Source organism: Pseudoalteromonas obscura (assembly GCF_030135505.1).
GTDB lineage: Bacteria > Pseudomonadota > Gammaproteobacteria > Enterobacterales > Alteromonadaceae > Pseudoalteromonas > Pseudoalteromonas obscura.
The window spans coordinates 137,521-159,650 of record NZ_JASJUT010000014.1 but is presented as its reverse complement, the minus strand read 5'-3'; the positions used below and the strand labels follow the sequence as shown (position 1 = coordinate 159,650).

Below are 22,130 nucleotides of genomic sequence, written 5' to 3'. Positions count from 1 at the left end.
TTAACTGAAGGGCCGTTGAAGACTACAACGTTGATAGGCGAGATGTGGAAGTGCTGTGAGGCATTGAGCTAACTCGTACTAATTACCCGTGAGGCTTAACCATACAACGCCAAAGTGGTTTGACTTGTTAGAAGTTAAGAATAGAAAGTAGACGAAAAGAATTTAATTACGCTTCCAGATTTTAGTGAGGTGTTTTAAACATCTTGCACACAGAATTTCCTGGTGAACATAGCATTTTGGAACCACCTGAACCCATGCCGAACTCAGTAGTGAAACGAAATAGCGCCGATGATAGTGTGGGGTTTCCCATGTGAAAGTAGGACATCGCCAGGGCCCAATTAAAGAAACCCGTTGCAGAAATGCAGCGGGTTTTTTGCGTTTATGACACAACATTTTGGAACCACCTGACTGGATGGCCAGCCCCGTGGAGGGCCACCCCGCCCATGCGGAACTCAGTAGTGAAACGAAATAGCCGAAGGGTCGGCCCCGACCGATGATAGTGTGTGGGGCGGCCAGCGGTGGCTTTCCCATGTGAAAGTAGGACATCGCCAAGTGCCAAATAAAAGAAAGCCCGATTCGAAAGAGTCGGGCTTTTTTCGTTTAAGTCCCTCAGCAGTGGTTAAAACGGCTCATTTCACCTTGCGCAAAAAGAGCGCTCTCACTTCGTTCGCTGTCGCTAACCTTTTGCACGATAAGCGCAAGGTGAAGGGAGCAATCTTCACCACCGGCAAGGTGTACTCCTTCCTTTCTACTTCAGTCAAAATTATTCAATACCGCTAATCCTTTGCACCCTAGGCCCTGAATCAAGTTCAGGGTGACGAAAAGGGTGGCGGCCTTAGCAACTGTTAAACTAGCTCACTTCACCTTGCGCAAATTGAACGTACTCACTTCGTTCGCTGTCGTTGCATTTTGCACGATGTCATCCTGAACTCGTTTCAGGATCCATGTTTTTGATGTTGGGTAGGTTTTGGAGATGACAGTCTCAGCAATAGTTAAAACAGCTCACTTCACCTTGCGCAAAAGAACCGTACTCACTGCGTTCGCAGTCGGTAGCCTTTTGCACGTTATTCACCTTGCGCAAAAGAACCGCACTCACTTTGTTCGCAGTCGGTAACCTTTTGCACCTTATCGCCTTCTTATCCTACAGGCACAAATATAACGATATTGCCTGTGTTAACCATAACTTTCACACAGTTGGTGGATAAGAGATTTGTCATGATATTGCTACTTCATATAACAAAGAGCAAAACACATGGCATTCTCAATTACCCATGATCAACTTGTCGGTATCGTACCTAACGCTAAGGCTGAGGATATTGAAAAATATATTGAGGCATTAAATGAAGTACTGCCGCAATTTGAAGTTAATACTCCTTTACGTGCAGCCCACTTTATTGCCCAAATAGCCCATGAAAGCGGTAGCTTTCGTTATGAAAGCGAAAACCTTAACTATAGCGATAAGGCGTTACAAGCAATATTTGGAAAGTATTTTCCCACCGAAGAAGAAGCGCAAGCCTATGCGCGTAAACCGGAAAAAATAGCTAATCGTGTTTATGCCAACCGCATGGGCAATGGCAATGAAGCATCAGGGGACGGCTGGAAGTATCGTGGTCGAGGACTGATCCAGCTTACAGGAAAGGACAATTATCATCGCTGTGGTGATGCACTTGCAATTGATTTGGTCAATGATCCTGAGCTCGTGGTTGCAGATCCATCGCTGACAGTGAAAACAGCTTGTTATTACTGGGATAGTCGAAAACTCAACCAATACGCTGATCAAGATGACTTACTGATCATTACTAAGCGCATCAACGGTGGGACCCATGGCCTTGACGACAGAGCTGCTTTTTTAAATCGCGCGAAACAGTTTTTAAATATTGCTTAAGGAAAAGAAAATGGACGCAATTAGTAAAATGTCACTTATAGAACTCAGTAGCCACTTTAGTGCTCTTAAAGGTGAGGAAGTATGTTGGCCACGTATTGAAAAGATGGTTAGTGACACAGCAAAGAGTTGGAAGCAAAGTGGTAAGGCGCCTAACGAATTATCTGTTATGCATATTTGGTGGCATACATGCTACGAGCTGCTGGCACCACATCAAATACAAATAAGTGCACTGAACTACCGCGATGAATATATAGAAATTAAAAATATTGGCCCCGCAATCATTGATTTAAGTGGGTGGAGCTTAAATGCGGGGGACAAAGGTCAAGATTTCACTTTCGCTAAAGACACCTTGATATATCCAAAAGAGATACTTCGCATTGAAACTCATCCAGGCAGTGCGCTCAGTTTTGAAAGCAAGGCACCTATTTGGAATAACCAAGGGGACAAAGCGGAATTAAAAGACAAAGATGGCGCGGTGATTTCTACCTGGCTATATGGCGATGCTGCGCATGAAGATGTGCAAATAAGCCAAGTCAATTTTGATGGCCTAGAGGCAAAAAAAGAAGGAGATGAGTTTGTAGAGGTTGCAAATAACGGCAGTGCAACTATCGATTTAACTGGGTGGCAGTTGGTCGGAGACAAGGGGCAGCTATTTGCTTTTCACGACGGTGCCCTACTCAAACCCGCAGGTATTATTCGCATATATACAAATCAATATCATCCAAGCACGGGCGGTCATAACTTTGAAAGTGCTAAAGCATTATGGTCTAACCGAGGTGGCCACGCTGCGATAAATGACTATCGTCAGCAGTGCGTCAGTGAATACCACTGGTGAAATAAAGGGGGCATGGCCCCCCAAATAATCATGCTAAATAAAAAACAAACGAACACGATTGAAGTTTCTTCGGACATTGCCCAAGTGATTCAAGATGGCCAGCAGCTGGTTGCATATATGGCCAAAGATGGCGAGGTCAGCCTAGATCCTGAATTAGCGCAAGTAATGATCGATGCAAAATACAAACTGCAAAAAAAGCAGTGGAATGCGCAAGATGAAGCTAACTTTTTGCACAGTTATGATCAGTTGGCCAAAGCAGTCGCTCCCGTATCAATGGAAAGCATTCGAGCTATCTCCCGCAGTGACAATGACAAACCGAGTCAGGCCGAAAAAGCGGTTGCTTGGTATCGTCGCTATACATTGGTGGCATTAATTTGCTTACTGTTAGTCCAAGTTTATTACCTATTCGGCCATGCCTTGGCACATGACTTAAAAGACTTGTACGAATCTCGAAATGAATGGCAGCTCAGGTTAGATAGCGAAGAGCCAGATAGTAAAGAGTTTAAGCAAATACAAAATAAATACGAAGAAATCGGGCAGCGACTAGATGCAAATTACAACTTATTGAAAGTATGGAACCGTATCTGGTTGATGGGATTTAGTTTTGATAGTGACATTCCGCCGTATAGTCAGGAAAAACTTAATGTAGAGCTGCGCAGATTGGAGCGAGCACAGGCCGATGCGAACGCACTAGACAATTTAAATCTGGCACAAACACGTCTAACAGCACGACTGCAGTTATTTGAAAATATGCTGTTTGCACAATCCGTTTTAGAAGTATTACAAGGGTATGTTTTACCTTTGTTATACGGGTTATTAGGTGCTTTTATTTTTGTCCTACGAGATTTGCTGCGGGAGATCCGTGCGATCACATTTACTTCCGATAGTGAGATCCGTTACCGCTTACGTCTTACCTTGGGAGCGCTAGGCGGCATGATTATTGGCTGGTTCTTAAACCCTCAAGAACTCTCTGGATTGGCCTCTTTATCGCCAATGGCAATGGCATTTTTGATGGGCTACAACGTTGACGTGCTATTTGCAATCATGGATCAAATTATCGACAAGTTACGCGGTGCAATGGCTGCCAATGACGGCTCAAAAGGTAAATCAACTCAGGGCAGTGGCAATGGCTAACTTCTCGAACATGGAAGAGTGTAAGAAAACTTCGTGCTTTCGTCACTGTTTGTCATGACTTAACCCGATTATCGCTGAGGTTCTTTGTGTACTGTTTGGTGGACTTAGATACAGGAGAAAAAAATGGAATCGGAGTTTCAAGAACATCCGCAAGTACAGGCGAGCAAGCATGGGTTTAGTACTGTGCTGTCACAGTGTCAGGCAATGGCAGAGTTTTCTTTTCACAAAGGTATTAAGGTACCTGAGTCCATTATGGTTAAGTTGGAGCAGATGCATGCCCAGGATGAAAGTAAGATAGAAGCCAAAGTGTTAACTCAGGTACATAATCGCCTTACTGACTTGGTTGCCCCCGCTAAACCGGAAACCATTTGGTTAATGTCTGAAGAAACAAAAAAAGGAAGCTGGTTGTTGTTTTTGGGCCGTGTGCCGCTGATCAGAAAAATGATGCTGGTAGCGATAATATCTTTGGTCGCTTTAATTGCGTTGAGTCTGTCTAGTTATATCAACAATGAAAATATGGTCGCGAGCATGTTTGATATGGAGGGCACTCGATTATTGTATGTGCAAGCCATCTTGTTGGCGTCAGCCGCGATAGGAGCGTCATTTGCTGCCTTATTTAAAGCGAATAGCTATGTAACGGCTGGGGTTTATGATCCCAAATATGAAAGCTCGTATTGGGTCAGGTTTGTGGTCGGGTTGATCGCTGGGATTATTTTAACTCAGTTGATCCCTGTCAATTTGGATGCGGTAGCAAGTGCGGCATCGAGTGAGACAGGCGGTGCGCCTGTTAGTCATGCGGCGCTTAGGATAACTATGGCCTTGGTTGGTGGGTTTTCTGCAAACTTAGTCTATAAAATTCTCGATCGTATTGTTGAAACCGTACAGTCTTTTATTTCTCCCACCGTGCCAGATGATCCTCAGGTACTTAAACAAAATTTAGAAAATCAATTTAGAAAGCAAGAATTGGAGCAGTTGGCGTTGTGGAGCCAAGGCATAGTAGCTATTCAAAGCCGACTGGCATTGGAGCCAAATATGCCCAATAGCAAGGTGCAGCAAATGTTGGCTGATTACCTAAATGAAATTATGAATGCGCATGAGGAGAGGTGAGATGCTTAAAGCCACCATCAAGATAATTTGCGGGATTGCAATGATACTGGCCCTCAGCCTAGCTTCGGGCTGCTCGTTGAACTTGGTATCCGATTACGATCGCGCTTCTCAACAGCAAATGATGAAACTCATGCAAAAAATAGATGGGTTTTACTTACATATGCAACATGTTGACGTGCCAAAGAGGCAGTATTCACACTATGCAAGTAGCTATCTCAATATTGAAGTAGATGTGAATGCATTGCTTCAGCGTCAAAAGGTACGTTCGCTTAATGAACTTACCATAAAGCAAGTGGAAATCCTGCTGCAATTGTGGCAGCAAGCGCGCAAAGCGCATCAAGAACAAAACAGTATTTCAGATTTTATTATCAAGCGTCGTCGCTCTGAATACCAGCGGGTATTGCTGGCAATGATACGCGGCGAAAAAAGTAAAGCACCATAGGAGAATTTAAATGGGACTCAATATAGCATCAACGTTACAGAACGCAGTTAGTCAGGCAACTGGCGAGTTAGGAGAGTCAGGCGGCGCGATTGCTGATGGGCTTGCAAAAATTGTTGCGCAAAAGCAGGAGAGCCTGACACAGCTAAGCAATGCGTTATTGCAAGGGGAGATCAGTGAAACGGAGTTTGCCGAAGAAATTAAAAGGGAAAGCTTAGTGATTGAGGCTGAATTAGTCAGTATTGAAATAGCTGGCAAAGCTGCTATTCAAAAAGCGGTTAACGGCTTTGTAAATACACTTGTAGGTACCATCACCAAGGCTGTATAAACTTTTTCTTAAATTTGAGTGCAAGGATGCACCCTTGAACAATATGGTTGTTATGCCTGAAAGAATACGAGAAGAGACCGATTAGCAACTGGCCAATACCTTTAAGCTCATACTATTTATAATGGAGATCGGTGATGAGTAAAGGTAAAAAACGCGTACGTTGGCGCCGTGTCCGAGTATTCAAGCCCTACAATTATTACTACCCCTTAACGGTAAAAGCACCACATACAGACCCCCAAGTGGTGCAAAAACAACGGTCGAATGAGGTTGTGGAAGGAGAGGTTACTACAGCGGAACCTATAGCGCAGTTAGGTGCAGATCTAGATAAAGTGATTGGCGACTCTCACGAGCCACCTTCTATGCAAGTTGATGAACACAATAGCGACATATTAGATGAAGCGCCTTTGGCGCTATTTGAGCCAGGGCAAAACCCCTATATTTTTTACTTACAGCAAGTGCCTGTGATGCTGCAAGGCTTACCCGACGAGGTGGCGATAATGACCCCTGTTGAATCGGCACCAGAGTTGCTTGAAGAGCCTATACACGCTCAAGAGACACAAGTTTCGCACATACAGTGTGAGGAAAAATGTGAACCACGACAAGCGCCAGCTGCGCAAGATTCCACTGCTGAACTAGGTCAATCCAACGACATATATCGTGATGAAGGTTATTTTTTAAATCATCCACAACGCAATACATTTGATTCGGCCAATACACGTCAAGGAGTCAAAGCGCCACAATTGGCAGATTTACCAGCCCGCTTTGGTGGTCATCAAGCAAACCGTTCCACAATAAGGTCACACATAGCGACGTTACTCTCTCGGCACTTGCAAGCACTAGGTTTAACGTTAAACGAGTTTGCCAGTTGGTATCAGAGCCCTGTAGCCCTAGCGCACTGGGTTGCAGACATACCCTTGAATAGGTTGGCCCAGATTTGCAAACCTTACCAACAAATACCTGTTCAAAAGATCACCATAGGGCAATTCTTATCCAGTTGTGCGCAGTTGCAACATGGTGATATCAGCCTGGCAAAATTGACGAAGCGCCTTCTTCCCATATTGGCAGTTTATCATCATCAGTATCTAAGCGGATCTCTAGCGGACATTACCCAGATACATCGTGACCATGTGCAAAATTCAAATGCGCCTTTATGGCTACTGCAATTTCAAAATAATGCTGTCCACCTCTACGAATCGGCTCAGGGACACGGGCAGAGAGAGCCATATCCAGTTTGCAAAGATGGCCATATTGACTGGCAACAACCAAGCCAAGTGGTGTTGTTTTCATTGCCCAATGCTTTTCAACACAAGTTGGAATTAGAATACTTGGCAGCTCAGCAGGTGTGGCAGCCCTTGTTAGAAGCCTCGTTATTGGAGTTCATACATTCGCAGCAGTGTTTACCTGATTAGCCCAATTCTTCGCTTGATGAGGTCAGTAGGATAGGCCTAACAACATAACCAAAACCATGGAGCAGAATGGTATGACCAACCTCGTATTTCGTTCGTGCGTTGCAAGTGATGGACGTAAAATTGCGCTGTTATCAGATCAACTTGATGTAGAAGAAAAATTCGATAATGGCTACAAAATTGCGTACAAAGATAAAGACGGTAAAGATACGCCGGAGTTATTAGCAAAATGGAAGGACGCATACACAGTGCACTCTAGAGCATTTAGTATGTTACCTGAAGGCGATGAGATCCCACCTTCAGTACAGCAAGGTTTCAACACCATGGTATCGAGCTTACTCAAAGGGGTTGATATTCTATTTTGCGATTACAACCTAGGTGTCGAAGGTGATTTACCCATGTGTAATGACGTCATGGATAAACATCGCTCAACAGACTTCGTGCTATTTTCATGTGATTCATTGGTCGGTGGAGACCCAAAAGTCCAACCGCACACAGTCGCATACAGTGCACCTCGATATGAACAGGGTGAGCAAATTGCCCAACAACACCGCATTTATTGCAAAACAGAGGCTTCAGCTTTTTGCCAAGCCATCAATGCCATTGTGACACAGCGCTCTAAAGACAACTTGATCGGTGGTCATATTCGGGATGACATTGATGCTTATATTGGTGAGCCAGCAATCGATCAAGAAGCTGCTGATCAGATACTCAACCGTTTTGTCGAGACATTACAGAGCCATGGCAATCAAACGCCTGCACTAACCCACCAAGATACTGAGTAATCGCTTATATAAATACGCACTTTTGGTCAAGCTTATTGGTTGATCGAAAGGGCGTTGTTTGATCACAGGAGTGCCTTTTTATGGACCCGACCTTTCACTATTACGGCACCTTTTTAGCTGCCTTGACTATGGGGTTACCTGCTCAGCAAGCGCAATCATTGGCATATTATACGCATGCGGCATCACGCCAGACACGGCAAGAGATACCTGCTCCTTTTTATTATCAAGGCTACCGATTCACTCCTGTTCTGACAGCTGATGATGAGAGTCGAATGGGAAGGCATTGTTGTAACTTAGCTTTTCAATCATTGCCAGCCTTGTTGGAAGCGAGTGACGATGCTGATGAAAGGGATACAGCTTCGCAATCTCAAGATCACAATACGGATTTAATGGTGCTGAAAAAGCCAAAATTGGTGTGCCAAAATGGCTTGATCACACGTTGTTATTACAACCCTCTGACCGATATTGATTGGCAGCAAGGTGGTGAGTTTAAAAGGCATTTTAGTCAGCGCTTGGCCAAAAAAGCCAATTCATATGCTCCCCGTGTTGCTGCACATCCAGATTCACTAGGGCAACAAGGCCAAGAAACACCAAGTATGCAAAGCGATGACAACTGGCATGTGCCAACCAAGCTCAATTCGGCGGTAGACAGTGCGTTGGCTCGGAAAATGCTCAATGATGTGATTTATAAAAGCCATTACGACAGCCAAATAAAGGGGTTTTTACTGCCGCTGTTTGGTTGCCGACTACATGTATATCAAAATACTTGGCAAGGTAGGCGTGATCGAAGCCTCGCCTATATTGCTGCCTTTCGTGCCAGTTGTTACGCAATACATTGTTGGCATAAACGTATTCCGCTTAAGCACATTGGTAATTGGCATGACAGCCACCTGCCTGTCTATGTCGTGCGGGCAATTCGTCAGGTCGCGATGCTTTTGCAAAAGCCCAGATTGCACTCAGGTAATATTGATATAGAGCAGAGCTGGGCTAAATTAGTCGCCCAGAATATTCCTGAGGACGAGCTGCACAGTGTGTTCTTACATGGAATTTCATTGCGTGAAACTCACCTTTTGGATCTGGCACTGGCTGGCGGGGCTGTTAGCGAGCGAGGCTGGATCAGTGATATCACCGGGTTTAAACAGTCTGAGTGGTTTAAGTTCAACAAGGCAGCGGCCTATCATTGCGATTGGTTATCGAGGCAGTTATGTCAGCATGAATTAAGTGCATTCAATACCGGCCAGTCTTTAGGTAATCATGATATGTGGCGCTAATACCAGAGATAATTTAGAGGGAAAAATACAATGCGTTTACTCGATTTGATCGTGATAGTGTGGTTGATTCTATTGACTCTATACGCTCTGTCTCCCAGCTTTCGCGCATTAGTTAATCTATGGATATAACAATGTCTCCGCTGGCATTGCACAGTGGTTCTGGTCTACATGAATCAGCCTGTGACGTTGAGTTACAACAGAGCTGGCCTTTTCTTTTGACCCCCATATACCGTGAGGATGCCGAGGCGGCTTTACGCAAGGTATCGGAACAAACTTGCCATAATTTAGGGATCGATGCATTAGGTGATATTCGCTGTGCTCGGCGTTTCGTGCAGGGTTGCGGCAGTCAGCACCAATGCCGTTATGCGATACGCCACACAGTCGCAGGGTTGATTGGTGGACTCGCTTATGGTCGACTCAGTTACATCGGGTCAGCTGATATTGCCGAGCTCAGTTACTGGCTAACAGAGTCTTTCCGAGGCAGAGGCGTGATGACTTGGGCGCTTAAGCAGTTATTCATGGAGATGGCGCAACAAGGGATCAATAAAGTCGTTGCCAATGTGTACGTAGAGAATGTGAAATCTCAAACGTTACTATGTCGCTTAGGTTTTCATCAGGCGCACAATGTCGATGTGGCGATACGTAGCTATCATCTCGCGCTCACTGAAAGATTAGGCAGCAAAGGTGCTGCCTAAGGGGTACTGCCTATAAGCTGCGTCCGCACCATACAATTCGGCCTGCAATACCGTGTTGTTCTGCATTTTGTGAATTTATTTGCCAGCTGGGATAGTCTTGGTTGTCACTGATCACAGCGATATGATCTGACTTTTGCTGTAATCTTTTTGCCATTAATCCGTCTTGAGTTTGAATAATATAGACGCCAGCTTTGCTGGGCTGCTGTTGGCTTAAATCAACCAGTACCATGTCGCCATGCTCTAAGGTCGGCTGCATACTGTCACCCCGCACAGACACAAAAGCCAAGCGCTCACTGTGAACACCTAATTGTGACTGGAGCCAACGCTTGTTGAGTGCAAATTGTTCGGTGATATCTTCTTGACCGTTAACAGCACCGAATCCTGCACTGGCCTCAACATCAAGTTTAGGCACTACAAGCAAGTCATCTTGACTATGTTGAGCAGGTGCATCAGCGGCTTGTACGCCTGTAAGTAACCAGTTTAAGTCTACTGAAAATAAGCTATATAGATGCTCAAGATACGTCATCGAAGGACGGCCAAGCCCTTGGCAAATTCGGTAAATATGGGATGGCGACTTGCCAGTTAGTTCGGCAAACTGGCGCTTGTTACCGCCTGCAAATTGCTCAACAAGGGTCACAAAGCGACGGGAAAATGCTGTACTCATGGACTTGCTCTCAGCTTCAAAAAATGATGAAAGCGCAAGGGTACGCGTGCCACCTCTCGGTGTACAGCAAAAATAAGTGGGAGAGTTGGTTTTTCAGCTTTTGGTGTGAAAAGACGAGCGTGGCGGTTTGGAAAGTATATACATTAACAAAAGGCGAATATTGTCGCCTTTTGTTCAGATAAGTCGTTACTCGAACTTATCTTGGCAAGGTTTAGAACCTGCACAGGTCCAAGTACCTAAATTTCCACCTGCAATATGTGGAGTTTGTTTTGCATCGATTGGACGTTGTACTGAAAGAGATTTAACAGACTTTTTCGATAGTTTAAGTTGCATGATTAAAATTCCTGTTTTTTATTTTTGATTCTCAATTTAGCTCAGTGAGTATTTTTAATTTTATAAACTAAATGAGGTGTTATTATTTCGTGCTTCATTGCACAAAGAGTAATCTATATTAACTTATCCATATTGTAAATAGATGTTAATTATGTGGTTTCTATTTTAGTGTGGGGTCATTTCTCATTGGCAATCGAGCTCAGTCGAGTACAATTACACTTTGTTGTTTTAATCTATCGATGTTGGCTATGCATTTTGATTTTTCACCTGTACAACAGGTTTTCTCACACTTAACTGTGCCGCCCAGTGAAGTTTCTCGTCTTTTTCATGGCCGAGGACGTTGTTACCCATCACTAGAACAATTGACCATTGATTGGCTGTCAGGTCAGATCATGTGTACTGTATTTAAAGAGCACGATGAAGCATGGATGGCAGCATTGCGCGGTTGTCTGCACGCGTTTATGCAAACGCCATTGGCGCAACAGGCTGTGACATGCATTTTTATTCAACATAGGTATCGCACCGATAACTCAGTTGAAGTGCTATATGGCACGCTGACAGAGCAGCTGGAAGTGACAGAGAATGGACTGAAGTTTGAGCTGTCGCTTGGTAAAAAGCAAAATAGCGGTTTGTTTTTTGATATGTGCAATGGTCGGGCGTGGGTCAAGGCGCACAGCGACAACAAAAAAGTGTTGAATCTTTTTGCCTATACCTGTGGGTTTTCTGTCGCTGCGATCGCAGGTGGTGCTAAACAAGTTGTCAATCTTGATATGGCCAAAGCTGCGTTAAAACAAGGCCGACGCAATCATCAGTTAAACGGCCATAACTTAGAGAATATCTCCTTTTTAGGCCATGATTTATTTAAGTCGTGGGGAAAACTTCGCAAAATGGGGCCTTATGATTTGGTTATCATAGATCCGCCAACGTTTCAAAAAGGCAGTTTTGCACTGACCAAAGATTATCAGCGTATTTTGCGCCGCCTACCTGAACTGCTGAGCTCAGGCGCGACTGTTTTAGCATGTGTGAATGACCCGGCTGTACAGAGCCAGTTTTTAATTGACGAAATGCATCGTGAAGCACCTAGCATGGCATTTGTAGAGCGCCTTGAAAACCCAATTGAGTTTAAAGATATTGATCCACAAGGTGGGTTGAAGTGTTTGGTGTTTAATAAACAAAGTTAAGTTGTTTTATTGCTCAGTTGCGAGAATAAGTAAGGTGTGAATTAGCGGCTACACTTAATACATGTTTATGTGGAATGCAGGTTGCTGTGCATATATTTGGTGTTGCTCTTTTTGGTATGTTGGTGAGCAGTGGGCAGGTGGTTGCTTCAAAACCTACTGCGCCCGTAACATCTTCATTGTGCTCGGCAAAGGCAAAAGTCGGTGTGGTTGCTGGGTGGCCACCATTGACCAGCGTTTCAGAGGCTGGAGTCGCCGAAGGGCTAGATATTGAAATAGCCAAAATGGTGTTCAAGCAAGCTGGGATCTGCATTGAATTTATTCGTCTTCCTTCCGCAGCACGCAGTTTTGCGCAGCTCACTAAAGGGGTTGTCGACGTGGTGTTGATGGTCAGCTACACCTTTAAACGCAAACAGTGGGGACATTATACATTGCCGTATCGTACCGAGCGGATGCGACTGTTTTCTTTAAAACCTCCTGACTCTGTATACTCTTTGAGAGCTTTGCTCAGCTCTGAGACCACCATTGGCTTGAGTATCGGTTCTTACTATGGCGAAGAGATCAAGTCGCTCGCCAACAATGAACGCTTTGGCAATCAATTTATAGGTATTTCAACGATCCAAAGGCGTATAGAACTACTGGCCAAAGAGCGTGTAGATTTTATTATTGAAGACGAGATTATCGGTAACTACCTCACTCAAAAATACAGTGATAAGCCCATTCATATTTGGGCTTATCCCGTGCATGATAACGAAGTACACTTTCTATTGCGCAAAGATAAATTTACGCTAGCTCAGCGAAGATACATTGATCAGGCCATTGTTGCTCTTCGACCTTCAATTCAAAGTCTTGTAGAACAATATAGGAAGCGACAACCCTAGATTGATTAAACGCGGCCGCAAAAGGCTCTTGTTTAACTTTGGTCGTCATCATTGTTTTTCTTATTCAATATCGAGCAGCCGTTTGTTGTTGCGCACTATATCGGCAAGAGGCTGCTTATGCTTCCCCCAGTAGATTTCCCTGTGATATACGATAAATCCCCGGGTTTCACCTTGTCTGGTCCGAGTATAGGAACTTGGAAAAGTATACACTCAAACAGACACTTTATGCTGAACATGGTCAAAGTGGTTTGTTGTTTATCGCTGTGATTATAGAGGTTTCAGCAAGGAACTTGAATTAAGGAGAAACGAACCATGCGAAGCCGATTTTTATCTCTATTGTATGACTTTGCTCTTGAGTCATTGCATAACCACAAGCGTATTCGCAATGCTAAAGTGAACGCGAAAATAGCACACCTAGAAAAAGCCAAGTCAGTCTCTACGATAGATTGGTTACACGTCGTATTGCTGATCCCTTGTATTTTATTGTTTATCCCTTTTGCTGCTGATCACATCGTGCAAGGATTTGCAATGCTAACCCATCTGCCTCAGTGGTACCGATGGCTGATTGGTTTGATGGTACTTGCAAATTTTGGATTAAAACTAGCTGAAAAATATCGTATTTGACTGAGTGAAAATAGATGAGGGAGCGGATATGCCTGAACAGCAAAAACCAATTTCGGATCGACAGAACAATGATGAATATGAATCACAAATCTATCAACCGCTAACTGCCATAGAAGAGCTGGACGGTATTGATCGGGAAGATGAAGCGGGGCGGCAGCCACAAGATATTGTTATGGTGCTGGTGGGGAAATGGGCGATGCCCACAACAGTAGTATTGGTCCTGATCACCTGTTTATCGGGCTACTACTTGAACGTTGAGGCATTTACGCCGGTAGTGGGCATGATTGCGCCAGTGGTAATGGCGTTGATCATGGTGATAAAGGAAGCATCTATAGGTCAAGAGCAAGATGAATCCTATTTAGATAGAGAAAGAGAACGATCTGAGCGTCGACGTCAATCTGAGATTGAAAAAGAGCTTAAATTGGCACAACTGGCCTATGAGGAAAGGCGTTTTCAACAAGAGTTGACGGAAAAAATGCGTCAATTTGATAAAAGTGCAGCAGCGACGCAAGATTTTGTGGCACTGGCAAAAGATATGAATAGTCAATTGGCGGAGTTAATGAAAAAAGAAACTGAATTGGTGGTGGGGGATACGCGAATTAAGCTAGCTGATGGCAATACGCAAGTTGCGCAAAAGCCAGATACCTGCCTGGAGATCAAATAAACATTACAATCTTTCAAGTTTATAGAGCGATATGTTGTGGGTGATTTTTGTACAGTTTGTTAGTCTGGGCATTGCGGGTTTACAATTGGATAACAGCCAGCCAAAGCTCGCCGTTATACGCTGGCTAACAACATGGAAATAAAGGTATGAAAACAACAAGATTAGCGGTCATGGCTGCACTGGGTATGCTCAGTGTACCGACTATGGCATTGGACTGTACGCAATTAAATGATTGGCAACCAAATCAAGTATATACAGGAGGGATGGAAGTTCAGCATTTAACCGCAAAGTATACGGCAAAATGGTGGACACAAAATCAAGATCCAGCCCTGTACTCTGAGCCAGAAAATGTATGGCGAAAAGATGGGATCTGCGATCCAATTGGCACGCCTTTACCGATTGTAAAACTCGATGCTCCCCTCGATCAAAGCCGTCACGTTATTGCTTCGCCTGTGACAATCAAGGCAACAGCTTCTCACCCAATGAATGTCCCGATCAAATATGTTGATTTTCGAGTGGACGGCGCGGTGATAGCGACAGATGATGTTGCACCATTTGAAGTATCGTGGACTGCAAGTGGGCTTGGGGAGCACACGGTTTCAGCCGAAGTTGTCGATGAGGTTGGTGGGCGCGCAAGCTCCGGTCAACGTACCATCACAGTGGTGGCTGATGATGTGATTGTGCCGCCAAGTGGGTTTAAAATCGTGGGCTACTTTCCTAGCTGGCAAGGGCAAGTGGCTGACATTCAATTTGATAAACTCACCCATATCAATTATTCATTTTTATTACCCAATGCCGATGGTTCGTTACAGCCATTAGAAAACCTCGCAAAAATGCAGCAATTGGTGAGTGCAGCGCATGCGTCGGGCGTTAAAGTAGGTATCGCCGTTGGCGGTTGGAATGGTGGCGATGACAGTGCATTTGAAACCTTTGCGAGCACAGCTCAAGGCCGCGCGACATTTATTCGCAACCTGATGGCGTTTGTTGAACTCCATCAGCTAGACGGTGTGGACATGGACTGGGAATATCCTGATCCGGGCAGTTCAGCAACGAACTTTGCACTTTTGATGAAAGAACTAAACATTGAACTCAAGGCAAAAGGTAAGTTTTTGACTGCGGCTGTTGTTGCGCTTGGGTACACGGGCGGTGGGGTATTGGAGTCTGTCTTCCAAGACGTCGACTTTCTCAATTTGATGGCATATGACGCCAACAATGCAGATCATGCCAGCTTTCAATATGCGCTCGACTCAATTGCATATTGGCAAGGAAGAGGGCTGAGTAAAGAAAAAACCGTCTTGGGCGTCCCCTTTTACTCTCGTCCAACTTGGCAGGCTTATCGCACTTTGATCGCGCAAGATCCTGCTAATGCCTGCCGTGATAGTGATGGTACGTCTTATTACAACGGCATTCCGACCATACGTGCAAAAACCCAGTTGGCGCTCGATCAGGCTGGTGGCATTATGAATTGGGAACTCTCCCACGACAGTCAAGGAGCCGCATCTTTATTGACGGCAAAGTGGGAAGTTGCCCAGGGCTTGGTGCCGAGTTATCAGTGTGATGGCACGGGTGGTCCAGACAAGCCAACACAGTGTGCTGATATTCAAGTTGATCCAAACCAATATGTTGCGCACCCCGACTGGCCCAATGGAGATCACGCTGCATCCGCTCAACGAGTTCGCTATCAACAATCTGTCTATCAGGCTAACTGGTGGACACGCTCGGTACCGGGCAGTGATGGAAGCTGGCAATTTGTTTGTCAGTTTTAGATTTAACTGACAGATAAAAGCCGTGTACCCAGGTGCACGGCTTTGATTGTCATGATGTTTAATTGATTACTTGACACATGTTGGATCGTTGCCGATCAACTTCCAAGGGCCATACAGACCTGATTCACTTGGAATATCACCACGAGTCCAATAACGAGCTTCATATTCAGAACCACGATAGGTTACGCGGTCGGGCCTGACATACACAGTACCTTTATCCCAAGTACCATTACACACATTTGAACCGTCGGTTGCCGTAGCAAAAACACGTGCAACATAAGTTGTTGTACTGCCATCTACTTTAAAAGTAAGTGTGGTCTGCGCAAGTCCTGGTGTGGTGGCACTGAATTCAACACTGACTTTACAGTTTTGATTTTGCGTCAGTGTACTGGCCGAGCAGCTATCTACCGTGGTGACCAAGTTGCTGGTCACACCGAGTGCTGCTACGTTGAGTTGATTAAAGGTGAAGGTTGGACTGCCAGTATTGGTAATCGTAAATGTATGGCGGACTGTATCACCGACAACAAAGTCAGCCAACGTAGTCTGATCTTGGTAGCCCACTTGAACTGGCGCAGTGCCCGACTTCACAGACTCGATCCACTGATCAAATACGGCTACATCTGCATACACTCCATAATTATCTGGTCGCGCACAGCCGACACCCCAGCTCACAATGCCAAGCTGAACAGTTTGACCGCCAGATTGAATGACGATGGGGCCGCCACTGTCACCGTTACATGAGTCCTTTTGGCCTTGCGGGTAACCTGCACAAAACTCAGTTGCACCGACATTACTATAGTGTCCACCTGTTTGACGACAAACAGCATCAGACACCAGTGGCACATCTACTTCATAGAGGTTGGTTGGACGAGTGCCTCCTTCTTGCAAACGGCCTAATCCCGCAACTGAGAGTAAATCGCCTTCACGCGCATAATAGTCGATTGATGATTGAGCGAGTGTGACACTGGCACCTTGTGTAGGCACTCGGGTGAGCTTTAAAACTGCAATATCATTATGCAAGGTTTGGTTATTGTAGTTTGGGTGCATATGGATTTGTTCAACGGCGATACGGTCACCGTCGTTGCCGCCCAGAATAAAGCCTGCAACTTTGACGTTTAACTCGCTTGCTGTGCGGTTGCGAACACAGTGGGCTGCAGTCAATACATAGCCGTCACCAATATAACTACCACCACAAAATGCAGTGGTGCCATTTGCTCTCAGAATTTGAGTATAAAATGGCCAGTCAGCCGTATTTGCAGGCATGCCGCCGACAATATTCGGTGTGACATCGTTCAAAGCCAGTGCTGGTAAGCTGGCCACGACCGTTGTAGCAAGCAGGGTGTGTCGCACTGCACGTTTGATTGAGTGTGTTGTTCCTTTCATGTTGTACCTATGTTGTTCACTTGTTAGACAAAATTTAAGATACAACTAAATGTTGCAGAATGTATAAAAAATGTGATTGAAATGATTTCATTAAGTTGGCTGTTATTTTTATTAGTCTGTTGAAATATAGTGGTTTTTATTAGCCTTTAGGTAAGTGGGATTAATCAGTATGTAAATTTTCGTTTACTTTTTTTGCGCTATTCTCACGTGGAAATGTAACAAATAATCAGACAATTAGACCTATTTGGTAATCAACATCAACCGTTTTATTGGCTGCTAGAGTGCGTCGAAACACCAAGGTGATATAGATACTTGAAACCAAGCGATTGGATCCGAGTAAATATATGTTTGTCCTTTTTAGACATCTTAAAGTCCTTAAGGACACCTTAGCAATAGGATATGCTCATGGCTTAGGAGGTGTTTTATGTCACAAGTAGTTGGTTTTTTTATTTATGACGAATTTCAAACGGTAGATTTGGCTGGGCCACTGGATGCGTTTGCGACGGTGAATGAACTGCTCGCACCCCGTGAAGCTTACAAGCTAATCACACTGTCCGCTGACGTCATACCTGTACGCTCTGAAAGTGGGTTGAAGACATTGGCTGATGACACGATAGCACGGTGTGATGTACTCGATATGTTGGTTATTATTGGCGGCCGAGGTTGTCAAAAAGTCATACATAACCAAAGTGTGATGGCGCACCTGCAACGAGTTGCAGCAAACAGTAAACGAGTTGTGAGTATCTGCACCGGGGCTTTTATTGTTGCTGCGCTGTTTCCCGAGCGTACATTGACCTTGTCTACACACTGGAACTTTACGGAACAATTGGCGACCCAGTTTCCGCATGTCACTGTAGAGTCAGAGAAGTTATTTGTGCAAAGTGAAGAAGTGTACTCTTCTGGAGGATTAACAGCAGGTATTGATTTATCACTTAGTATCATTGCGCAAGATCACGGCGCAGCGATGGCGCAACAAGTGGCGCAATATATGGTGATGTATGTTAGACGCAGTGGCGATCAGCGTCAGTATTCCAGTTTACTCAGCGCACAACAAACCTTGTCTCAGCGTTTTCAAGGTGCCATCGACTTTATTCAAGACAACATAGATAAACCGCTTTCGGTAGAGCTATTGGCGGAGCAAGCGTCCCTGAGCCCTCGGCATTTTCGCCGTATATTCACCGATAAAATGGGGCTTTCTCCAATGCGCTTTGTACAGCATGTTCGGCTGGAAAAAGCGAAAAATTTGTTGTGTACAACAAACTTATCGATTGCGCAGATCAGTGTCATGACGGGGTTTGGTTCACCCCCTTTATTGTCGCGAAAGTTTACCCAGGCATATAGCGTCAACCCGACGCAATTTAGAGAAAACTTTACCTTAGAGGCTAAATAATGAAAAAAAGAATAATGATGTGGTTGATGTGTTTGTGTTGTATGAAGGTAAATGCGCACTCTACGGATCCCGATGCGTTTCATGTCGGTATTTTATTGTTTGATGGGGCACAGGCCATCGACTTTGTAGGCCCCGTTGAAGTGTTTGGCCAGGCAGGTTTTCGCCTCACCACGGTAAGTAAAGATGGCGCCGAGATCACCACTGCTATGGGCTTAAAAGTGACGCCGGATCAGCGCCTCGAACCTACGATAAAGTTTGATGCTATTTTGATCCCAGGAGGCAGCATTAATGGCCGTTTAATCGAAGATCCCATCATTCAAAACTGGATTGTGGCGCAAAGTCACTCCGTGGATTATGTAATGTCAGTGTGTAATGGTGCGTTTATTCTCGCCAATACCGGCCTGCTCGATGGGTTGTATGCGACGACTATAGAAAAAGCGTTTGATAGTTTTGCAAGGCAATATCCTGCGGTGAAATTGGCGAGAGATAAAAAGTTTACTGACAATGGCAAGGTACTGACAACAGCGGGACTATCTTCTGGTATTGATGGCGCGCTATCCCTAGTTGCGAAAGTCAGTGGAATGCGCTCTGCGCGCACTGTGGCGGCAAAAATTGAATACGATTGGGTGCCTAGTGGTGGTTATATCAGAGGTAAAATGGCAGATCGCGTTCTCCCTGAATTCGGTGCGCTACCTGCTGGGGTGGCTTTATTGGACAAAACGTTTCACTATGGCGATGAGCAAAACTGGTTTCAAGGTCATGTTTTCGATATCGGTTCAAAGCAGTCATCTCGCTTATCAAGCTGGCTTGATCAACAAATGAAAAGCGCTGGTTGGCAAGCTGTGAGCAGTGATAATACGTTAGTTTGGTCAAAGCGGTTGGGTGAGCAGCAATGGCTGTTGCATGTCAGCGTATCTCATCTGCAAGGCACACAATTTTCCACTCAGCTCACTCTTAATCGCCAGATCTAACCCTCATTCTTACTCTGTTTTGGCTGCTCATACTATGTGATGCAGCCATCCAAAATTGCTTCGGTTAAGTGGTTGACGGCTAAAATCAATTCTCCATGACGATGAGTGTGCAGCCAGATCTGTGATCTGAGTGTATGAAGATCGACTATTAGCTTCGGGTCCATACAGTATTGAATGACTTGGATCCCGAGCTCAAGACTACTTTGATGCTTATTGAGCAAGGCATGTTGCTGGGCCAGTTTATTTGATTGTGAAAAGGTACTTTTGAGCTTGGGAACGTCGTTTAACCAATGTTGATATTGGGCCATTAATTTTGAATAGAGCGCTGTTTTATCTTGCGACTTAAGGCGGATATACCATTGACGCAAGTAGCTGCTTTCAGCTGGCAAATAATCGACCAGCGCATCCAGCGAGGCATGTTGGTGATATTGTCCATTCTGATACTTGACATGATGTCGAGTGTAATACTGGGCTTGTTCGATCAACTGGCAAAAACGTTTGAGTGCGTCAATATCGCCTTGGCCACTAAGTGTGGCAAGCCCATGTAAGTGCTGAGATTGGTGTTTTAGTCCAAGGCGGTGAGTGGCAAATTTATCTAACTTTGCCAAACGCTGATACATACTGGTTTCGCTTTGCAGATTAACAGGGGACCATAGGCGCTCGGCGATGGCAAACAGCCTTGGCCAGAGCCGCAAATCGAGATTGTATGGCATGACGAGCTCGCTCCAAATGGTTGCTTCACCACCTAAAATGCGTGTTTTTGCGTTGTCCTTTGGCACACTGGCAAAGTAGGGTGGAGCTAGCTTGGGTACTTGAGGCAAGGGGCGAATTTGGTGTGTATACGGGGTATTACCCACTAAGATTTGGCTCTGTGAAGGCTGGTTTTTTGTCAAGCTAATACGCAGTGGTCCCATCCAGGTGTCGATACTAAATCGTATCATCTGTTTAGACTCTTCAAGGTCTTCAATCTCAATGACTTTTCTGCCATCTATCGCAATGTAGCCGAGGTGTTTTGCACGTTTATCAGGTAATAAGACAAAATGTCCCGTGATAGGGCTGCCCTTTAGCCGAGTAATTGAAAACTGCCAAGCCTGCCCACTTTGCATTGAGCTTGTGTGCTCAAGTGTGATGCGCTTTTGAGGCTGCGGGTCGTTGCGATAATGGTAGCTGGTATACTGCGGTTGATCGACGTAAAAGCCTGCTGATAAAACGCCCATATGGCCGGCATTGGTGAGTTGGGTTAGTGAGTCGAATCCGCGCCAAGATTGGATCACCACAGACTTGTTGAGATCGGGTTGAAATATTTCATCCCACCCCATCAACACTTTATTGTGCACGCTGAGTAAGGATTGCACTTTAAGATTAAAATGATTGTGCAGCTGCGCCGGTGAGGCGAGTGAGTGCCGTTGCATATATTCCTGCACAGCTTGGCTGTCGTGCCAATGGTCCGGTTTTACTTCATCCCCACCAATGTGCACATAGGGATCGGGAAAGATGGCGGTCAGTTCAGCAATGATGTGTTTTATGAAGGTATATACCTCTGGGTTGCTCGGGTCGAGTAAAGGCTTAAAGACACCCCACCCCCTTTCCATTTTGTACGGGCCGGGGTGTGCCATCAATTCTGGGTAGGCAACCGCGAGTGCAGATGCATGACCGGGTAAGTCTATTTCGGGGACAACGCGGATCCCTCGTTGTGCTGCATATGCCACGATATCAGCCATGTCTGAGTGGGTATAATATTGACCATCAGCGGCATGTTGTTGCAATTTGGGATAGTGCTGACTGGCAAAACGCCAACCCTGATCGTCTGTTAGGTGCCAGTGTAAAACATTGAGTTTGGCGGACACCATACCATCCAATTGACGTTTAATCGCTTTGATAGGAATAAAGTGACGTGCGCTGTCAATCATCAGGCCCCGCCAATCAAATCGAGGTTGATCGTCTATGTGTAAGGAAGGGAGTTGGTTTGGATATTGATATGCCAGCTGCCTTAAAGTTTGTAGCCCATAATTCAGTCCCCAATAGTTTGCTGCTTGGACTCTGATCTGAGAGGGTGAGATGTTTAGTCGATAGCTTTCATCTTGATGAAGGCTGGGATGCATAGGTGTAGAGCCCGTGACATCAAAAATAATATTTGCCCGTAAAATAGATTTACTAAAGCGAACATTTTCAAACGTATTTCGTAGCTGTTGTTTGAGGTAGTGAGATTGCGATGGCGCAAGGTTTGGCAAATACACACGCAGCGGGATATTGGTATTAAAGGCACCGGAACCGAATTGAATGCTGTTTGGATAGGGCATGAGATTGACGTTAGGCAGAGCGGCCCAGACGGGTAAGAAGCATAATCCAATTAATAGCACTATTAAGCGTATCATTTCCATTCCTTGTTTA

Annotated in this window: 21 protein-coding genes and 2 rRNA genes; 19 read left to right on the top strand and 4 right to left on the bottom strand. The window is 45.0% G+C overall.

What is annotated here, in order from left to right; translation table 11 throughout:
* From QNM18_RS24380 to QNM18_RS24325, 12 genes are all read left to right on the top strand, one after another.
* A 23S ribosomal RNA gene (locus QNM18_RS24380) occupies nucleotides 1–103 on the top strand; the annotation flags it as partial.
* 115 nt (nucleotides 104–218) lie between these two features.
* A 5S ribosomal RNA gene (rrf, locus tag QNM18_RS24375) occupies nucleotides 219–333 on the top strand.
* Between the two features lie 919 nt (nucleotides 334–1,252).
* Nucleotides 1,253–1,885, top strand: coding sequence for a glycoside hydrolase family 19 protein (locus QNM18_RS24370; protein WP_211012886.1), 633 nt, complete (start codon nucleotides 1,253–1,255; stop codon nucleotides 1,883–1,885).
* Nucleotides 1,886–1,895: 10 nt separating this feature from the next.
* Nucleotides 1,896–2,720, top strand: coding sequence for a lamin tail domain-containing protein (locus QNM18_RS24365; RefSeq protein WP_211012885.1), 825 nt, complete (start codon nucleotides 1,896–1,898; stop codon nucleotides 2,718–2,720).
* 12 nt (nucleotides 2,721–2,732) lie between these two features.
* Nucleotides 2,733–3,854 carry a hypothetical protein gene (locus QNM18_RS24360; RefSeq protein ID WP_211012884.1) on the top strand — a complete coding sequence of 374 codons (1,122 nt, stop codon included), beginning with the start codon at nucleotides 2,733–2,735 and terminating at the stop codon, nucleotides 3,852–3,854.
* A gap of 123 nt (nucleotides 3,855–3,977) precedes the next feature.
* Entirely contained in the window at nucleotides 3,978–4,961 is a 984-nt protein-coding gene (locus tag QNM18_RS24355) for a hypothetical protein (protein WP_211012883.1), read from the top strand.
* 1 nt (nucleotide 4,962) lies between these two features.
* Nucleotides 4,963–5,403, top strand: coding sequence for a hypothetical protein (locus QNM18_RS24350; RefSeq protein WP_211012882.1), 441 nt, complete (start codon nucleotides 4,963–4,965; stop codon nucleotides 5,401–5,403).
* Nucleotides 5,404–5,413: 10 nt separating this feature from the next.
* Nucleotides 5,414–5,728 (top strand): hypothetical protein, encoded by a 315-nt coding sequence (locus QNM18_RS24345; RefSeq protein ID WP_211012881.1) that lies wholly within the window; start codon nucleotides 5,414–5,416, stop codon nucleotides 5,726–5,728.
* 134 nt (nucleotides 5,729–5,862) lie between these two features.
* Nucleotides 5,863–7,137: a hypothetical protein gene (locus tag QNM18_RS24340; protein WP_284138673.1), complete on the top strand. Its 1,275-nt coding sequence runs from the start codon at nucleotides 5,863–5,865 to the stop codon at nucleotides 7,135–7,137.
* 71 nt (nucleotides 7,138–7,208) lie between these two features.
* Nucleotides 7,209–7,919: a hypothetical protein gene (locus QNM18_RS24335; RefSeq protein ID WP_211012879.1), complete on the top strand. Its 711-nt coding sequence runs from the start codon at nucleotides 7,209–7,211 to the stop codon at nucleotides 7,917–7,919.
* An 80-nt stretch (nucleotides 7,920–7,999) separates the two neighbouring features.
* Complete coding sequence (locus QNM18_RS24330) at nucleotides 8,000–9,190, top strand: hypothetical protein (protein WP_284138672.1); 1,191 nt, start codon at nucleotides 8,000–8,002, stop codon at nucleotides 9,188–9,190.
* Nucleotides 9,191–9,309: 119 nt separating this feature from the next.
* Nucleotides 9,310–9,885: a GNAT family N-acetyltransferase gene (locus tag QNM18_RS24325; protein WP_284138671.1), complete on the top strand. Its 576-nt coding sequence runs from the start codon at nucleotides 9,310–9,312 to the stop codon at nucleotides 9,883–9,885.
* Nucleotides 9,886–9,895: 10 nt separating this feature from the next.
* Here the strand turns inward: QNM18_RS24325 and QNM18_RS24320 are convergent, their stop codons facing one another.
* Together QNM18_RS24320 and QNM18_RS24315 are read right to left on the bottom strand one after the other, a co-directional pair.
* Nucleotides 9,896–10,549 (bottom strand): XRE family transcriptional regulator, encoded by a 654-nt coding sequence (locus QNM18_RS24320; RefSeq protein ID WP_211012876.1) that lies wholly within the window; start codon nucleotides 10,547–10,549, stop codon nucleotides 9,896–9,898.
* Nucleotides 10,550–10,735: 186 nt separating this feature from the next.
* Nucleotides 10,736–10,882 (bottom strand): hypothetical protein, encoded by a 147-nt coding sequence (locus QNM18_RS24315; RefSeq protein ID WP_023401206.1) that lies wholly within the window; start codon nucleotides 10,880–10,882, stop codon nucleotides 10,736–10,738.
* A gap of 248 nt (nucleotides 10,883–11,130) precedes the next feature.
* Here QNM18_RS24315 and QNM18_RS24310 point away from each other — a divergent pair, with 248 nt between their 5' ends.
* The 5 genes from QNM18_RS24310 (at nucleotide 11,131) to QNM18_RS24290 (ending at nucleotide 15,995) form a co-directional block, all read left to right on the top strand.
* Nucleotides 11,131–12,063: a class I SAM-dependent methyltransferase gene (locus tag QNM18_RS24310; RefSeq protein ID WP_284138670.1), complete on the top strand. Its 933-nt coding sequence runs from the start codon at nucleotides 11,131–11,133 to the stop codon at nucleotides 12,061–12,063.
* 74 nt (nucleotides 12,064–12,137) lie between these two features.
* Nucleotides 12,138–12,941, top strand: coding sequence for a substrate-binding periplasmic protein (locus QNM18_RS24305; RefSeq protein ID WP_284138669.1), 804 nt, complete (start codon nucleotides 12,138–12,140; stop codon nucleotides 12,939–12,941).
* Nucleotides 12,942–13,253: 312 nt separating this feature from the next.
* Nucleotides 13,254–13,565, top strand: coding sequence for a hypothetical protein (locus QNM18_RS24300; RefSeq protein ID WP_211012874.1), 312 nt, complete (start codon nucleotides 13,254–13,256; stop codon nucleotides 13,563–13,565).
* A gap of 28 nt (nucleotides 13,566–13,593) precedes the next feature.
* A complete protein-coding gene (locus QNM18_RS24295) occupies nucleotides 13,594–14,229 on the top strand; it encodes a hypothetical protein (RefSeq protein ID WP_284138668.1) in 636 nt (211 codons plus the stop codon).
* A gap of 146 nt (nucleotides 14,230–14,375) precedes the next feature.
* Nucleotides 14,376–15,995 (top strand): glycosyl hydrolase family 18 protein, encoded by a 1,620-nt coding sequence (locus QNM18_RS24290; protein WP_284138667.1) that lies wholly within the window; start codon nucleotides 14,376–14,378, stop codon nucleotides 15,993–15,995.
* Between the two features lie 66 nt (nucleotides 15,996–16,061).
* Here QNM18_RS24290 and QNM18_RS24285 read toward each other — a convergent pair whose 3' ends face one another.
* Entirely contained in the window at nucleotides 16,062–17,378 is a 1,317-nt protein-coding gene (locus tag QNM18_RS24285) for a trypsin-like serine protease (protein ID WP_211012871.1), read from the bottom strand.
* A 424-nt stretch (nucleotides 17,379–17,802) separates the two neighbouring features.
* Here QNM18_RS24285 and QNM18_RS24280 point away from each other — a divergent pair, with 424 nt between their 5' ends.
* Together QNM18_RS24280 and QNM18_RS24275 are read left to right on the top strand one after the other, a co-directional pair.
* Nucleotides 17,803–18,768, top strand: coding sequence for a GlxA family transcriptional regulator (locus QNM18_RS24280; RefSeq protein ID WP_211012870.1), 966 nt, complete (start codon nucleotides 17,803–17,805; stop codon nucleotides 18,766–18,768).
* A complete protein-coding gene (locus QNM18_RS24275; RefSeq protein ID WP_284138666.1) occupies nucleotides 18,768–19,739 on the top strand; it encodes a DJ-1/PfpI family protein in 972 nt (323 codons plus the stop codon). Before QNM18_RS24280 ends, QNM18_RS24275 begins: the two co-directional genes overlap by 1 nt.
* A gap of 32 nt (nucleotides 19,740–19,771) precedes the next feature.
* Here QNM18_RS24275 and QNM18_RS24270 read toward each other — a convergent pair whose 3' ends face one another.
* Nucleotides 19,772–22,114, bottom strand: a complete 2,343-nt coding sequence (locus QNM18_RS24270; RefSeq protein WP_284138665.1) for a beta-N-acetylhexosaminidase — start codon at nucleotides 22,112–22,114, stop codon at nucleotides 19,772–19,774.
* Nucleotides 22,115–22,130: the final 16 nt, after the last annotated feature.

Bases quoted from the DNA above. Each gene is read 5' to 3' on its own strand.
- QNM18_RS24370 (WP_211012886.1), top strand. From the start codon at position 1,253: ATGGCATTCTCAATTACCCATGATCAACTTGTCGGTATCGTACCTAAC.
- QNM18_RS24365 (WP_211012885.1), top strand. From the start codon at position 1,896: ATGGACGCAATTAGTAAAATGTCACTTATAGAACTCAGTAGCCACTTT.
- QNM18_RS24360 (WP_211012884.1), top strand. From the start codon at position 2,733: ATGGCCCCCCAAATAATCATGCTAAATAAAAAACAAACGAACACGATT.
- QNM18_RS24355 (WP_211012883.1), top strand. From the start codon at position 3,978: ATGGAATCGGAGTTTCAAGAACATCCGCAAGTACAGGCGAGCAAGCAT.
- QNM18_RS24350 (WP_211012882.1), top strand. From the start codon at position 4,963: ATGCTTAAAGCCACCATCAAGATAATTTGCGGGATTGCAATGATACTG.
- QNM18_RS24345 (WP_211012881.1), top strand. From the start codon at position 5,414: ATGGGACTCAATATAGCATCAACGTTACAGAACGCAGTTAGTCAGGCA.
- QNM18_RS24340 (WP_284138673.1), top strand. From the start codon at position 5,863: ATGAGTAAAGGTAAAAAACGCGTACGTTGGCGCCGTGTCCGAGTATTC.
- QNM18_RS24335 (WP_211012879.1), top strand. From the start codon at position 7,209: ATGACCAACCTCGTATTTCGTTCGTGCGTTGCAAGTGATGGACGTAAA.
- QNM18_RS24330 (WP_284138672.1), top strand. From the start codon at position 8,000: ATGGACCCGACCTTTCACTATTACGGCACCTTTTTAGCTGCCTTGACT.
- QNM18_RS24325 (WP_284138671.1), top strand. From the start codon at position 9,310: ATGGATATAACAATGTCTCCGCTGGCATTGCACAGTGGTTCTGGTCTA.
- QNM18_RS24320 (WP_211012876.1), bottom strand. From the start codon at position 10,549: ATGAGTACAGCATTTTCCCGTCGCTTTGTGACCCTTGTTGAGCAATTT.
- QNM18_RS24315 (WP_023401206.1), bottom strand. From the start codon at position 10,882: ATGCAACTTAAACTATCGAAAAAGTCTGTTAAATCTCTTTCAGTACAA.
- QNM18_RS24310 (WP_284138670.1), top strand. From the start codon at position 11,131: ATGCATTTTGATTTTTCACCTGTACAACAGGTTTTCTCACACTTAACT.
- QNM18_RS24305 (WP_284138669.1), top strand. From the start codon at position 12,138: ATGCAGGTTGCTGTGCATATATTTGGTGTTGCTCTTTTTGGTATGTTG.
- QNM18_RS24300 (WP_211012874.1), top strand. From the start codon at position 13,254: ATGCGAAGCCGATTTTTATCTCTATTGTATGACTTTGCTCTTGAGTCA.
- QNM18_RS24295 (WP_284138668.1), top strand. From the start codon at position 13,594: ATGCCTGAACAGCAAAAACCAATTTCGGATCGACAGAACAATGATGAA.
- QNM18_RS24290 (WP_284138667.1), top strand. From the start codon at position 14,376: ATGAAAACAACAAGATTAGCGGTCATGGCTGCACTGGGTATGCTCAGT.
- QNM18_RS24285 (WP_211012871.1), bottom strand. From the start codon at position 17,378: ATGAAAGGAACAACACACTCAATCAAACGTGCAGTGCGACACACCCTG.
- QNM18_RS24280 (WP_211012870.1), top strand. From the start codon at position 17,803: ATGTCACAAGTAGTTGGTTTTTTTATTTATGACGAATTTCAAACGGTA.
- QNM18_RS24275 (WP_284138666.1), top strand. From the start codon at position 18,768: ATGAAAAAAAGAATAATGATGTGGTTGATGTGTTTGTGTTGTATGAAG.
- QNM18_RS24270 (WP_284138665.1), bottom strand. From the start codon at position 22,114: ATGATACGCTTAATAGTGCTATTAATTGGATTATGCTTCTTACCCGTC.